The organism is Paenarthrobacter sp. NPDC057981 (assembly GCF_042886835.1).
In the GTDB taxonomy this organism is placed as follows: Bacteria; Actinomycetota; Actinomycetes; order Actinomycetales; family Micrococcaceae; genus Arthrobacter.
Genome location: NZ_JBHVQI010000002.1, coordinates 133,461 through 148,060 on the forward strand (window position 1 = coordinate 133,461; position 14,600 = coordinate 148,060).

A 14,600-nucleotide genomic window follows, 5' to 3' on the forward strand; every position below is an offset into this window, starting at 1 on the left:
CCAGGAGAATCCATGAACACCTTCGCAACCCCTGAATTCCGCAGGCGCGCCTTCCTTGCAGGCCTCGGCGCCCTGTCTACGTCGGCCTTGATCACAGCGTGCGGCGGGCCAACTGCCAGCACCGGCGCGAACGGTGGCACCCCGGTGGACGGCGGGAACATCACCTTCCTGATCCAGGGCTACGACACCGGCTGGGTCCCCAGCAAGACCGCCATCTCCAGCTACGAGGGAAACCTCTGGGGCCAGATCACGGACAAGTTGGTCTATGTCAATGAGAAGGGCGAGCTCAGCCCCTGGGTTGCCGAGAAGTGGGAGGAGCTCAACGGGGCCAAGGACTTTGTCCTGCACCTGAAGGAAGGTGTGACCTTCTCCGACGGCACCCCGCTCGACGCGGCAGCCGTCGTCGCCAACCTGAACGCCTGGGCCAAGGGCGACTCTGCCCGCGGCATCAGCAAGGTCGGTCTGTTCCCTTCCACCAACTTCGCCTCCGCCGAAGCCACCGATCCCAAAACGGTCAAGGTCAGCTTCTCCTCTCCGGCCCTCGGTTTTATTGCCACGCTGGCCTACCACGGCTGCATCCTGCTCTCGCCGAAGACCCTGGCATTGCCGGTTGAAGCACAGGCAGACCTCAGCCAGGAAATTGGCAGCGGTCCGTTTGTGGTCAAGTCCTGGAAGCAGGGCGACAGCTACGTACTGGAGAAGCGAAAGGACTACAACTGGGGCCCCGCGGCACTCGGCCACACCGGGCCGGCCCGCCTGGACACCATCACCTACAAGGTCATCAAGGACACCTCGGTCCGTACCTCCACGGTGGTTTCCGGCCAGGCAGACGTTGCCTTCAACGTTGAGCCGCAGGAGATCGAATCGCTCAAGGCCCAGGGTTTTACCGTTGGCACACCCCGCTACCTCGGATTCGTGGACGGCTTCCAGGTGAACACCACGGCCTTCCCCACCAACGAGCTCGCCGTCCGCCAGGCAATCCAACACGGCATCGACCGCGAAGAGATCCGCAAGACCGTCTACACCGACGACTGGAACGCCGCCACCACCTTCATCCAGGGAAACGTCCCCGAAGCCGGCGACTTCAGCGACTCCTTTAAGTTCGATCCCGAGAAGGCCAACAAGGTGCTCGACGACGCCGGCTGGGCCAAGGGCTCCGATGGCTACCGGACCAAGGACGGCAAGACCCTCGAATTCACGCTCACGCCCAACCCCTACGTCCCCTCCACCAAGGCCGAGGACGAACTCATCGCCCAGCAGCTGAAGAAGGTAGGCATCAAGGTCAACCTCAAGGTGGTGGACGTTGCGGGCTACGCAGCCATCCAGGCCAGCAAGCCGCCGCTGTTCCAGACCTCCCGCAGCTTCGTCGACGTCGGAACGGTCGCCGGTGTCCTGACCAGCCAGAACAAGGGCGAGGACTGGTTCAGCGTCGGAACCAGCGACCAAAAGCTGAACGACCTCTCGACGGCGATCGCCACCGCTTCGGACAGGGCCTCCCGTGAGAAGGTTGCCGACGAACTGCAGAAGTACGTCCTGGACCAGGGCTACTTTGTTCCCCTTAACCAGTTGGTCCAGCGACTGTACCTGATCAGCCCGAAGATCAAGGATGTCCAGTACAACGGCCTGGCCTACGCGAACTTCTACACCGCCTGGATTTCACAGTGACCGGCGATTACAAGCGTTTTGCCCTCACGCGTGTGGGTCAGGCGGTCATCGTTGTCCTCCTTGCCTATGTCCTGACGTTCCTGGTCATCAGCGTGCTTCCCGGTGATGCGATCACCAACACGCTCCGCGACCCGCAGCACGGCCTCAGCGAGGAGGACATCCAGCGGATCGTGGCCTTCTATGGGCTCGATCAACCGGTGATCGTCCAGCTCCTCCTGTCATTGGGCCGCTTCCTGACCGGTGAGCTCGGGTTTTCGCTGCAGTCCAACCTGCCGGTGACCCAGATTGTCGGGGATGCCCTGCCTTCCACCCTCACACTGGCCTCGAGTGCCCTGGTGATCGCGATCGTCTTCGCCGTGGCCATCGCCTACGGTGCCCAGTACCTTCCCGGGAATTGGGCCGCGATTGTCCGCTCCATCCCGTCGTTCTTCCTGTCCGTGCCGAACTTCGTGATCGGCCTCATCCTGATCGAGTTTTTCGCATTCCGGCTCCATTCGTTCACCACCACCGACCCGAACAGTCCCGTGGCTACATTCTTTGCGGCCATCACCTTGGCAATTCCCGTCTCGGCTCCCCTGGCCGAGGTGTTGATTGCAAGCCTGGACCACGAATCCCGGCAGGAGTACGCGGTGGTGGCCCGTTCCCGTGGACTGACGGAAGCCAGGCTTTTCGCCAAGCACTTGGTCAAGCCGTCAGCCCTGCCGTCCGTAGCCATGGTGGCCTTGATCGTGGGTGAACTCCTGGGCGGTTCGGTCATCACGGAAACCATCTTCGGCAGGGACGGCATCGGCACCGTGGTGCAGAAGGCCGTGACGGGCGAGGACCAGCCGGTCCTTCAGGCAGTCGTGTCCCTTTCGGCCGTGGTGTTTGTGGCGGTCAACCTCCTGGCGGACCTCGCATCGCCGCTGCTCGATCCGCGCGTCAAACTCCGGGAGAAGGTAAGCGCATGACCGCCCTGCTCAGCAGTCCCCAGCTCAACGAACAAGAGCCCACCCAGAGGAAGCTGACGGACGGACTTCCCCCGGTCACGGTGATCCTGTCCTTCGCCGTGGTTCTCCTCGTCATCCTGTGGTCCCTGGTACCGGGTATCTTCACGCACTACAGTCCGGTTACCGGCGACACCGCGAGCAAACTTGCCGCACCCAGCGCCGCGCACTGGTTCGGGACCGACTACCTTGGCCGGGACCAGTACGCACGCGTGGTTTACGGCACTGCATCCTCGGTCACGAGTGCCCTGGTGGCCGTCCTGATCGGCTTGGTGGTGGGCAGCATCATCGGCCTCGCAGCAGGATTCCGCGGCGGCTGGACCGACTCCATCCTTGGCCGCTTGGTCGATGTGCTTCTGGCCATTCCGGGCTTCCTCCTGGCTGTGGTCATCGTCAGTTCCCTGGGTTTCCAGACCATCAACGCGGCCATCGCAACCGGTGTGTCCGCCGTCGCGGTTTTCGCCAGGCTGATGCGCGCCGAAGTGATGCGTGTGCGCGGCGCCACGTTCGTCGAAGCGTCGTATCTGGAAGGCGGCAACCGCCTCCACGCCCTGCTGGGACACATCCTGCCCAACGCCTACCGCTCTGTGCTGGTCCTGGCCGTGCTCCAGTTCGGCACGTCCATCCTGATCATCGCGTCCCTGGCTTTCCTCGGCTACGGCGATCCGCCCCCTGCCTCGGACTGGGGTCTGCTGGTGGCCTCCGGCAAGACCTACGTCACGGCACCCTGGCTCGTGTACGCGCCGGCGTTGGTCATCGTCATTACTGTCCTGTCCGTCAACCGCATCAGCCGCTGGCTGCGAAAGGCGAAGTGACATGAGCTCCCTATTAACTGTGCAAGGTTTGTCGGTCGCTTACGACCATGCCGCCATCGTCCATGATGTGTCGTTTTCACTCGCCAAAGGCGAGAGTCTCGCGCTGATCGGCGAGTCCGGTTCGGGCAAGTCGACCATCGCCAAAGCCGTCCTCCGCCTGCTTCCCCACGGTTCGTCCGCCACCGGGACAGTGGAGTTGAACGGCAAGGATCTCCTGTCCCTGCCGGAGAAGCAGTTCCGGCCGTACAGGGGCCGGGAACTTGGGTTCATCCCGCAGGACCCCGCATCGGCGCTCAATCCGGTGCGGACCATAGGCGCCCAAGCGCATGAGGCAGCCGCTCTGCTCGGCGAGACCGATCCCGAGGTGCGACGCCGAAGAATCCTCGAGGTCCTGGAGCAGGTAGGCCTCCCCGATCCCGCGCGGGTCTATGATTCCTTTCCACACCAGCTCTCCGGCGGCATGCTGCAGCGCGTTCTCATTGCCCTGACCGTGCTGCCGCGGCCGTCGCTGATCGTGGCCGATGAACCCACCTCGGCCTTGGACGTCACCGTTCAAAAGCTGATCCTGGACATGCTGACCGAGCTCCGGAGCGAGCTGGACATCAGCCTCCTCCTCATCACGCACGATCTCGCGATTGCCGCCGAGCGCGCCGATTCCCTGGTGGTCTTGAAGGATGGAGCGGTCCAGGAAAGCGGTGCTTCACGGGAGCTCTTCGCGGCACCCAGGACCGAGTACGCCAGGAATCTCCAAGCGGACGTCCCGGCTTTGCACCCGGACAGGTACCGGAACCAGCGGCTCGCCACTGATGCGGCGCACGACGGCGGCTCCCGGACGGACGCGGCCGCCTCACCATCTGTTGGGCCCGCCCAGATCGACGTGCGTGCCGTGACAAAGCGCTTCACCGCCGGTGGCAAGGAAGTGCTGGCCGTTGATGGGGTCTCCTTCTCCGTGGAACGCGGACGCACCCACGCCTTGGTCGGGGAATCCGGATCGGGCAAGACAACGGCAGTCCGGCTGCTGCTCGGTCTTGAACAGGCGGACGGAGGGGAGATCGCGGTAGGCGGGGAATCGACGTCGGGACGGTCGCGGGCTGAAGTCAGGGAAATCCGGCGCCATCTCCAGCTGGTGTACCAAAACCCGTTCACATCGCTGGACCCCACGTGGAAGATCAGCAGGATCATCCGGGAACCCCTGGACCAGTTCGGGGTGGGGACCAAGGCAGAACGGACCCAACGTGTCCGGGAGGCTCTGGAAGCTGTGGGTCTCCCCGAATCGGTGGCGTCACGCAGGCCCGCGAATCTGTCCGGCGGCCAACGGCAACGCGTAGCTATCGCCCGCGCACTCGTGGTGCGTCCCGACGTCGTCGTTCTGGACGAACCGACGTCCGCACTCGACGTAAGCGTCCAGGCAGGAATCCTGGAGCTGCTGTCCAAGCTGCAGCGCGAACTGGGTCTGACGTATCTCTTCGTTTCCCACGACCTCGCGCTGGTGCGGCAGGTGGCGGACACAGTTTCCGTGCTGCGGCGCGGGCGAGTCGTCGAGGACGGGCCTGTGGAGGACATCTTCCTGCGGCCGCAGCACCCCTATACACAGTCACTCCTGGAGGCGATCCCCTTGGCCGCGCCAGTATCCGACAACAAACAACTAGCGAAGGCATCAGCATGACCGTGAACCTGACCACCACCCGCAGGCCTGCCCTGATCGAGGCCTTCAAGGCGCCCAAGGGTTTCGGTGATGCGACGCTGCGCGACAAGCGCGCGGACGCAATCGAACTCCTGGGCGGGATCCCGGACCCTGGCGTCCTTCCCACCACGGAGATCGCGGAGGCGACGGCCCGTGTATTGGCGCGGCCGGGGGTTCCCGCCCTGCAGTATTCGCGGACGGAGGGCATCTCGCCCTTGCGCGAATGGATCGCCGAGCGTGAAGGGGTGCCTGTGGACCGCATCCTGATCACCAATGGCGGCTTCCATGGACTTTCACTCGCCATCCAGGCCGTGGTGGAGCGCGGGGACCTGGTTGCCGTGGACAACCCGATCTTCCCGTTGTTCCTCCGTGGGCTGCAGCTCTCCGACGCCAGGACCCTGCCGGTGTTCGTCGGCCCGCGCGGGCTTGACGTGGACCATCTCAGCGACCTGTTGCGTGGCGGGGCCCGACCATCCGCCCTATATACAGTGCCGGACTTCCACAATCCCTCGCAGGGCACCCTGCCCAGTGAGTCACGTAAAGAGCTGGTCCGGCTCGCGGAGCACTATGGCTTCGTGATCCTGGCGGACAACCCGTACCGTGAGCTGCGTTTCTCGGGAGAACAGGAGAGCGTGGAGGAATTCAACAACTCCGACCACGTGCTGCACATCAATACGTTCACCAAAACGCTGGGTCCCGGGCTGCGGCTGGGGTGGACCGTGACCCCCGAGCACCTGTCCCGCGACCTTGTGGCGCTCCGCAGCCGCCAGGACTCCCACAGCTCGACGCTGGTCCAGGCGATCATCGGCGAGCTCGTCACCTCCGACCCCGGAATCTTCGACGCCACGCTGAACAAGGCACGTGCCCTGTACCGGAGCCGTGCCGAGACCCTGGTGGCAGCGCTGGACCGGGAAGCACCAGGTGCGTTTGAGTCCGTGCTTCCCGAAGGCGGGCTGTTCCTGTGGCCGCGACTGGCCGACGATTCAGTGGATCCGGACCAACTGGCAGCGGACGCGAGTGCCGAGGGCGTGGAGTACCAGCGCGGCTCATTCTTCCCCTCGGGACCGGGAACGGATGCCGACCGCCACCTGCGCCTGGCCTACGGCGACGTATCCGCGGAAAAGCTCGAAGAAGCCGCAGCACGCCTGGGACGTGCCCTGAAGCGCCAACTCCCATAGCCCGTACCCAACTAGGGGACAGCACATGCCCTAATGAGGGCTGATTAGGACGCGTGCTGTCCCCTAGTTGGGTGGGCGGGCAACAAAAAAGCCCCCGATCCGTAGATCGGGGGCTTTCGTTTGCGTGCGCGAGGGGGGATTTGAACCCCCACACCCTTTCGGATACTGGCACCTGAAGCCAGCGCGTCTGCCGTTCCGCCACTCGCGCGCAACTTCTTTTTCCGGATCTTGGCTGGTTTCCCAGCTTCGCTTCCTTCAAAAGCAGCGAGATCAAGCATAACGGACATGCGGAGCAAAACACCAATCGAGCCGCGTGCCACGCCTTGCAAAGGGGATAAATACCTATGAATCCGCGGAAATTCAAGGTTTTTTCACCCCCCGGGAGCCCCGCCAACGCGGGCCGAGGCCGAACTTTTCCGGGGCACAAGGCGTTGTGGATTAAGGTCATTCCCAGTCAGTCCCAGTAGTATCGGGAAGTGGAAGGGCCGTTCGGCACTCACTTTGGTGTGTGCACAGACGGACCAACAGCAGGAGTATCGGACCAGGCACAGCACGTGCCGCGGCAAGGAAAGGAGAAGGAACATGGGTTTGCTGGACAAAGTCGAGCGCGGTATTGAAAAAGCCGTCCGCAACGTCTTCTCCACAGGGTCGCGGGCACGGGTTGAGCCGGTGGAGATCGCGAGCAAACTGAGGCGGGAACTGGACAACCAGTCCATCACTATTTCCGCCGGGCGCACGCTCGCTCCCAACGTTTTCGATGTCCTGCTCAGCGATGAGGATTTCGCCCGGGCCCAGGAGTGGGGAACGCCGCTCGCTGAGGAACTGTGCGACGTCGTCATCCAGCACGTACGCAGCCAGGGTTACACACTCCAGGGGGCTGTCAGGATCTCGTTCCGCCGAAGCGACGAAGAACGGGCGGGCCATTTCGAAATTGCTTCCCGGACCGAGAAGTCTTCCGGCGATGCGGCTCCTGCCCCGCAGCCCCCGCGGGCCAACGTTCCCGCAGCCCCCGTCCGGCAGCCCACGCGCCTCCAGCCCGTCCTGGACATCAGCGGCCAGCGGTATTCGCTCAACGCCCCCAGCGTCGTCCTGGGCCGCTCTTCGGAAGCTGACATTTTGGTGGATGACACCGGTGTTTCACGGAAGCACCTTGAAGTGCGCACCGAACACGGCAGTACATGGGCTGTGGACCTCGGCTCCACGAATGGCAGCTACGTCAACGGACATAAGGTAAACGGCAGCGTGGAGCTTACAGACGGCTCAACCATCACGATGGGACGTACCAAGATTATTTTCCGCCTCCTCCCCCAGACCCCGGGTGGCCACGCGTGAACGATGTCAGCGAACTGACCATTACAGCGCTTCGCTTTGGGTTCCTTCTGCTGCTGTGGATTCTGATCTTCAGCATTGTGTCCACCATGCGCCGGGACTTCCAGATCGGACGCAAGGCAGTGACCGGAGTTCCAACCGCACGCGAAGTCCGCAAACATCCGGAATTGGCTGCCTCGCCGCCGCCGGCCATCCAGCACGCCCGCAATCTTGTTGTCACCGAGGGTCCCCTCAAGGGCACCACGGTTCCTCTCGCCGCCAGCCCGATCCTGCTCGGCCGCGCACAGGAGGCCACGTTGGTCCTGGAGGACGACTACGCCTCCGGACGCCATGCCCGTTTGTTTCCGCAGGGCAGCCGGTGGTTCATCGAGGACCTCGGATCAACCAACGGCACCTACCTCGCCGATCAGCAGCTCACGCGTGCTTTGCCGGTAGAGCTCGGTGTCCCCGTGAGAATCGGCAAGACGGTTATTGAATTGAGGCCATAGTCCATGGCCTCTCCCGAGACCCCCAAGGACAAGGAACAGCCCGCGGAGCGCCCGTTGATCATGCGCTACGCGGCGCGTTCCGACGTCGGCCGGATCCGCTCCAAGAATGACGACTCCGCTTATGTGGGCCGCCACCTGGCAGTGGTTGCCGACGGCATGGGTGGACATGCCGGCGGCGATGTCGCCTCCGCTTCGACGGTCCTGGACATGATCCACCTGGATCATGACGACTACCCCGACGGCGCCGACACCGTCCTGGCTGACGAGATCCAAACCGCCAACTCCCTCCTCTCCGAGCTGGTCCACCAGAATCCCAAGCTGTCCGGCATGGGTACAACGGTCACGGCTTTGCTCCTTGAGGACCGCAAACTACACTTCGCCCACATCGGTGATTCGCGCGCGTACCGCCTGCGCAATAAGAAGTTCGAGCAGATCAGCATTGACCACACCTTCGTTCAGCGACTCATTGACGAGGGCCGGCTCCGTCCCGAAGAAGCAGAGACCCATCCGCACAAGAACGTCCTGATGCGCGTTCTCGGAGACGTTGACGCCAGCCCTGAGTTGGATCTTGACGTCTTGGACGTCGAAGCCGGTGAACGCTGGCTGCTGTGCTCCGATGGCTTGAATTACGTAGCGGGACACGTTGTGGAGCGCGTGGTCCGCGAGACCCAGGACCTGCGCGAATGTGCGGAGATCCTGGTCGACCTGACGCTCGAGGCCGGCGCCCCGGACAACGTCACCGTTGTCATGCTGGAAATCGCCGAGGAAACGGTCGACGACGTCAACACGGCCGCCGTCGACGTCGTACCGGCCGCGGCACTTGCCGCCGTCGATGAACCGGACGCTGTCACGGCCACCAAGTCCGCCGACGAACCGCCGGCAGACAAGGCCTCCGGGGCTGCCTCCGCATCAAAGACGAAAGCCGGCGAGAAGACGGACTCAGGAGCGTCTTCCGCTGACGACGAGCGGCCCACTGACGGTGAGCAGACAAAGGGCACGGAAAAGGCGGACGGGTCGTCCGAAGATTCCGAATCATCCGACGAACCTCCCGCGACCACCGATCCCCACCTTGGCGAACACCTGTCAGCGGAAGTTCTGCGCGAAGAACTGGCCAGCCGCCCGCACGAGTTGGTGGGCGCCGCGGCCACGGCAGCGGAAACCGGGTCCATCCCCACGGTTGCCGGACGCACGGTGGCACGTCGAGCCGCCACTGTCCTGACGCACAAGGCCGAGCAGGACCGCGCCGAGATCGAGGAGCCTCCGCGGCGCCGCAACCGCTGGCTGATGCCTGCCGTCGCCGCGTTTGTGGTCCTTGGCGTCGTGGTTGGCTTGTGGCTTGGCTATGCCTGGACGCAGACGCGCTATTACGTGGGTGAATACGACCAGCGCGTTGCCATCTTCAACGGTATTTCCCAGAGGCTTGGCCCCATTCAGCTGTCCCGGCTTGAAGCAGTCACCGATGTCAGGGTCGATTCCTTGCCCGAGTACGGCCAGCAAAGCGTTCGTCAGACCGTCCCGGCCGGTGACCTCCACGATGCCCAGCTGATTGTGGAAAACCTGAAGCAATACGGCAGTGCTTCGGTGAATTGCCCCAGCACCTCGCCATCCAGCACGGCTACTCCCAAGCCATCAACGACGCCGACCCCAACAGCCACGGTGCCGATTCCAAGCACCGCCGCCGTTGCCAGCTCCACGCCCTCGCCCGTACCGACTCCCTGTGAGGGGGCAAAATGATCCAGAATGAAACCGCCCCCAAGCCCCGCCGGAACGTCGAGCTGCTGCTTATCGTGCTGGCCCTCGCCGTGGGAATCGGCGCCAGTGCCCTGGTCAGCCTCAATTCCGGGAAGGGACTCGACAGTGACTTCTGGTTCCAGTCGAGCCTGCTCGCTGTTGCAGCTTTCGCGTTCCACGTGGTCCTCCGCCTGCGGGCGAAGTATGCCGATCCGGTAATACTTCCGATTGTCGTTGCCCTCAACGGCCTGGGCCTCGCCTTGATCCACCGGATGGACGGCCCGGGCGACGATACCGGCAACAATCAGCTCCGGTGGACCCTCATTGCCATGGCAGTTTCCATTGCCGTGATCTGGTTCCTCAAGGACCACCGTGTTCTTCGCCGCTTCACCTACATTTCGCTGGCAGCCAGTGCCTTGCTGCTGGTCCTGCCTCTGGTACCGGGCATCTCCGCCGGTGAAGTGCTGGGCGCAAGCGTGTGGATCCGCATCGGGCCCATGACGTTCCAGCCGGGCGAAATCGCCAAGATCACCTTGGCCATATTCTTCGCGGGTTATCTTTCCTCCAACAGGGACCTCATCCTCCTGGCGGGCCGGAAGATCGGGCCCATGCAGTTCCCGCGTTTCAAGGATCTCGGTCCGATGATCACCGCTTGGCTGGTGAGCATCGGGGTTTTGGTCTTCCAGCGCGACCTTGGATCCTCGGTCCTGTTCTTCGGCCTTTTCATCGTGATGATCTACGTGGCCACCAGCCGTATCTCCTGGGTGGTCATCGGCCTGGCGTTGATCCTCGGCGGTGGTTTCATCGCGTCGAAAATCTTCTCCCACGTCGCTTTCAGGATTGACAGCTGGATCAACGCCTTCACACCCGAGGTCTTCGGCAGGTCACCGGGCGGCAGCGGACAGATTGTCCAAGGCCTGTTCGGAATGGCAGATGGCGGCCTGGTGGGAACCGGGCTCGGCCAGGGCCGGCCGGACTTGGTGCCGTTCGCAAACAGCGACATGATCGTGGCCCTTATCGGCGAGGAGCTGGGCCTGATCGGCCTCTTCGCTGTGGTCATGCTCTACATGCTGCTCTTCACCCGTGGTTTCCGTGCAGCCCTGGGAACACGCGATGCCTTCGGAAAGCTCTTGGCTTGCGGCTTGTCGTTCGCCATTGCCCTCCAATGCTTCGTGGTCATCGGTGGCGTCACCCGCCTCATTCCCTTGACCGGCCTGACCACGCCGTTCCTGGCGGCCGGAGGTTCATCCCTGTTGGCCAACTGGATCATCGTCGGGCTGCTGCTCATGATTTCCAATACGGCCCGCGGCCCTGTGGACACCACTCCCATGGTTAACAAGTCCCCGACCACCAGTTCCCAGGGAACAGTCAAAGCTGCAACAGGACAGACCCCAAGCGCACCAACAGAGGCGGTGAAGCATCAATGAACCAGGCTATTCGCAGCTCCTGGATGGCCGCCGTCGCCATGTTCGCGTTGATTTTCGGCGCCATCAGCTACGTCCAGGTCATTGGCGCGGACGACCTCAATGCCAACCCCTGGAACCAGCGCGCCATCCTGGCAACCTTCTGCAACGAGCGCGGTGCGATCATCGTGGGCGGGAAGCCGGTAGCGGAGTCCGTGCCGGGAACAGAATCCTGCGCGTTCCAGCGCTCGTACCCCCAGCCTGAGCTTTACGCAGGCGTCACCGGATTCTTCTCCAGGGGCTTTGGATCCACAGGCCTGGAGCAGTCCATGGGCGAGACGCTGGCGGGGAATTCGGACCAGCTGTTCCTGGACCGCATCAGCCAGATGTTCCTGGGCAAGGAACCCAAGGGCGCTTCAGTTGAGCTGACCTTGGATCCTGCCATCCAGAAACTGGCTTATGACCTCATTCCTGACGGGCAGCGTGGCTCAATCGTCGTCACCAACCCGAAGACCGGGGCCATCCTGGCCATGGTCTCCAAGCCGTCGTACGACCCCAACCTGATAGCCACGCACGACACCGCCGCTGCGGAGGCGAACATGGCAAAGCTGAACCAGGTCCCGGGAATCAACCTGAACCAGAACGTCAGCGGTCCCACGGGAAACCTGCTCTCGCCAGGCTCCGTCTTCAAGCTCATTGACACTGCGGCTGCCTTGAACTCTGGCAAGTACAACAAGGACAGCGAGCTGCCGAACCCCAGCAGCCTCCCGCTTCCGGGGTCGAACGCCAGCCTCCCCAACTATGCCGGCGGTAACTGCAACGTCCGGGAGACGGCGTCGTTCGCTTTTGCCTTGGAGCAGTCCTGCAACACGCCGTTCGCCAGCATCGCACTGGACCTCGGCCAGGACGCGATCCGCCAACAGGCTGAAAAGTTCGGCTTCGGCGAGACCTTCGGCGACCAGCTCAAGCTGCAGCAAGCCAAGAGTGTGTTCCCCAAGGACCTGGACCAGGCCCAGCTCGCCCAGTCGTCGGTGGGTCAGCGCGACGTGAAGGCCACACCGCTGCAGATCAACATGATGACGGCGGCCATCGCCAACGGCGGTGTGCAGATGAAACCGAACCTGGTTCAGACGGTGCGCGCTCCCGACCTCCGTGTCATCAGCGAAACCAAGCCCGAACCGCTGCGCACCAGCACCACCCAGCCGATTGCCAGCCAGATCACCGAGTGGATGACCAGTGCCGTGGACAACGGCATCGCCAAGGGCGCGGCCGTTCCCGGCATCAAGGTGGCCGGCAAGACCGGCACGGCCGAACTCGGCGATTCCGGTGTGAACAACTCTTGGTTTACCGGGTTCGCCCCGGCAAACGACCCGCAAGTAGCCGTCACCATCGTCATGGAAGGTGTGGACGTGCTCAGCGGTGCCCAGCTAACCAGTCCGAACGCGAAGAAGATTTTTGAGGCGGTGTTGAATAAGTGAGGCCTACTTCGGGAATCACACTCGGCGGCAGGTTCCAGTTGACCAGTCGCATTGCGATTGGTGGCATGGGCGAGGTCTGGAAGGCCAAGGACCAGATCCTTGGCCGGATAGTGGCCATCAAGGTGCTCAAGGAGGAATACACGGGCGACCCCGGCTTCCTGCAGCGCTTCCGTGCCGAGGCACGCCACACAGCCCTCCTAAACCACGTGGGCATTGCCAATGTCTTCGATTACGGCGAGGAAGCCGGCTCCGCCTACCTCGTGATGGAGCTCGTGCCCGGGCACCCTCTCAGCGGGATCCTGGAGCGCGAGCAGGTGCTGTCCCCGGACATGACGCTCTCCATCATCGCCCAGACCGCCCGCGCCCTTGCCGTGGCCCACGCGCAAGGCCTGGTGCACCGCGACATCAAGCCCGGCAACCTGCTGATCACACCGGACAACCGGGTCAAGGTTACTGACTTTGGCATCGCCCGCCTGGCGGATCAGGTACCGCTGACCCAGACCGGCCAGGTCATGGGCACCGCGCAGTACTTGGCGCCGGAGCAGGCCACGGGCCAGACGGCCACGGGATCTTCGGACATCTACTCCCTCGGCGTGATCGGCTACGAGTGCCTCACCGGCCACCGTCCGTTCTCCGGCGAATCCCAGATTGCCATCGCCCTGGCGCAGGTCAACGACGCTCCGCCGCCCCTTCCTGACACCCTTCCGGTTCCCGTACGTGCGCTGTTGATGTCCATGCTGGCCAAGGACCCCAAGAACCGGCCGGCCAACGCCATCAAGCTGGCCGAAGCAGCCGAAGCCATCCGCAACGGCGACATCGCCACGGCACACGCCGCCGTCCCCGGAATGCTGTTGTTCGAAGGCGCTACCGGCCCCATCACGGCGCCGGTCAACACCGCAACGGCACCCACCGGCGTCGTCGCTTCGCCGTACGGCAAGGAGCAATCGTCGACGGCGACCTCCGCGCTTCCGGTGCTGGGCGCCGGCGCAGCCGGAGCTGCTGTGGGAGCCGCCGCGGCTTCCGCCGACAACCCCCTGACGCGTGCCAACGCCCTGGAGGCAGAGCGGCAGCTGAACGACGATGAAGAAGTCATCTACAGCGATGACGAGCGCTACGACGATCCGGAACCGGAACGCAAAAAGCGCAGCCCGTGGACGTGGCCGCTTGTCGCGCTGATCCTTCTGGTGTTGTTCGCGCTGATTGGTTTCCTGATTTCGCAGTCCGGATTCTTCTCGCCGAGCCCTTCGCCCAGCCAGTCGACATCGGCCAGCACCAGCCGCTCGCCCAGCCCCACGTCGTCGTCGGCCACTCCGTCGCCCACGCCCACGCAGACCTCTGAAGCGCCGTCGCCCACCCAGTCGACCCCGCAGAAGATCAACATCATCCCGGAGGAATTCCAGGGACAACCATTCGAAACGGTCAGTGCCAAGCTCCGTGCACTCGGTCTCGGCGTCGACGGACAAGAGAAATTCGATCAGTCAGCACCTGGAACGGTGCTTAGCCTCAATCCCACCGGTCCGGTGGACCCCGGAACCACCATTACAGTGACCTACTCAGCGGGTCCTGAGATGGTTGCGGTGCCCACCATTGGCGAGGGTGTTCCCGAGAGCCAAGTGCAGGCAGCCCTGCAGGGCGCGGGCCTGAAGTATGTCAAGGGTGAGGACGTCAACGGTTCCATCAGCCAGCAGCCCGGAACGTTCGTTCGTTCGTCGCCGGCCGCAGGCACCGAGGTACCGGCCGGTTCCACTGTGACCTACTATCTGTCCAAGGAGCTCATCCCCACCAACCCAGGCTCCACAAAAGCCAACCCGTCAAGCTCTGCTTCCCCAACAGGCCGCTAAAC

The 14,600-nt window shown here is 63.5% G+C and carries 11 protein-coding genes and 1 tRNA gene; 11 read left to right on the top strand and 1 reads right to left on the bottom strand.

Translation table 11 applies throughout. The features are described 5' to 3' along the window. Positions 1-12: 12 nt before the first annotated feature. From ACFVSI_RS03715 to ACFVSI_RS03735, 5 genes are read left to right on the top strand one after another with little or no spacing between them, the layout of a single operon-like run. Positions 13-1,665, top strand: coding sequence for an ABC transporter substrate-binding protein (locus ACFVSI_RS03715; protein WP_387819927.1), 1,653 nt, complete (start codon positions 13-15; stop codon positions 1,663-1,665). After that, positions 1,662-2,615 (top strand): ABC transporter permease, encoded by a 954-nt coding sequence (locus tag ACFVSI_RS03720; RefSeq protein WP_387819928.1) that lies wholly within the window; start codon positions 1,662-1,664, stop codon positions 2,613-2,615. The genes ACFVSI_RS03715 and ACFVSI_RS03720 overlap by 4 nt, the downstream gene beginning before the upstream one ends. Beyond that, complete coding sequence (locus ACFVSI_RS03725; protein ID WP_274258811.1) at positions 2,612-3,466, top strand: ABC transporter permease; 855 nt, start codon at positions 2,612-2,614, stop codon at positions 3,464-3,466. The genes ACFVSI_RS03720 and ACFVSI_RS03725 overlap by 4 nt, the downstream gene beginning before the upstream one ends. Before the next feature lies 1 nt (position 3,467). Further along, positions 3,468-5,132 carry an ABC transporter ATP-binding protein gene (locus tag ACFVSI_RS03730; protein ID WP_387819930.1) on the top strand — a complete coding sequence of 555 codons (1,665 nt, stop codon included), beginning with the start codon at positions 3,468-3,470 and terminating at the stop codon, positions 5,130-5,132. Then, positions 5,129-6,328: a PLP-dependent aminotransferase family protein gene (locus tag ACFVSI_RS03735; RefSeq protein WP_387819932.1), complete on the top strand. Its 1,200-nt coding sequence runs from the start codon at positions 5,129-5,131 to the stop codon at positions 6,326-6,328. Before ACFVSI_RS03730 ends, ACFVSI_RS03735 begins: the two co-directional genes overlap by 4 nt. 125 nt (positions 6,329-6,453) lie before the next feature. On the opposite strand, the gene ACFVSI_RS03740 is transcribed toward ACFVSI_RS03735, so the two are convergent. Next, a tRNA-Leu gene (locus ACFVSI_RS03740) sits at positions 6,454-6,536 on the bottom strand. Positions 6,537-6,910: 374 nt separating this feature from the next. Here ACFVSI_RS03740 and ACFVSI_RS03745 point away from each other — a divergent pair. The 6 genes from ACFVSI_RS03745 to ACFVSI_RS03770 are packed head-to-tail and all read left to right on the top strand — an operon-like array spanning position 6,911 to position 14,598. After that, the gene (locus ACFVSI_RS03745) at positions 6,911-7,660 is read left to right on the top strand and encodes an FhaA domain-containing protein (RefSeq protein ID WP_387819934.1); all 750 of its coding nucleotides are present in this window, start codon (positions 6,911-6,913) and stop codon (positions 7,658-7,660) included. Next, complete coding sequence (locus ACFVSI_RS03750; RefSeq protein WP_363932387.1) at positions 7,657-8,145, top strand: FHA domain-containing protein; 489 nt, start codon at positions 7,657-7,659, stop codon at positions 8,143-8,145. Before ACFVSI_RS03745 ends, ACFVSI_RS03750 begins: the two co-directional genes overlap by 4 nt. 3 nt (positions 8,146-8,148) lie before the next feature. After that, positions 8,149-9,879: a PP2C family protein-serine/threonine phosphatase gene (locus ACFVSI_RS03755; RefSeq protein WP_387819936.1), complete on the top strand. Its 1,731-nt coding sequence runs from the start codon at positions 8,149-8,151 to the stop codon at positions 9,877-9,879. Continuing rightward, on the top strand, positions 9,876-11,303 hold the full coding sequence (locus tag ACFVSI_RS03760; protein WP_387819937.1) for an FtsW/RodA/SpoVE family cell cycle protein: 1,428 nt from the start codon (positions 9,876-9,878) through the stop codon (positions 11,301-11,303). Before ACFVSI_RS03755 ends, ACFVSI_RS03760 begins: the two co-directional genes overlap by 4 nt. After that, on the top strand, positions 11,300-12,757 hold the full coding sequence (locus tag ACFVSI_RS03765; RefSeq protein ID WP_144660197.1) for a penicillin-binding protein 2: 1,458 nt from the start codon (positions 11,300-11,302) through the stop codon (positions 12,755-12,757). The genes ACFVSI_RS03760 and ACFVSI_RS03765 overlap by 4 nt, the downstream gene beginning before the upstream one ends. Then, entirely contained in the window at positions 12,754-14,598 is a 1,845-nt protein-coding gene (locus ACFVSI_RS03770; protein WP_144660200.1) for a protein kinase, read from the top strand. The genes ACFVSI_RS03765 and ACFVSI_RS03770 overlap by 4 nt, the downstream gene beginning before the upstream one ends. Positions 14,599-14,600: the final 2 nt, after the last annotated feature.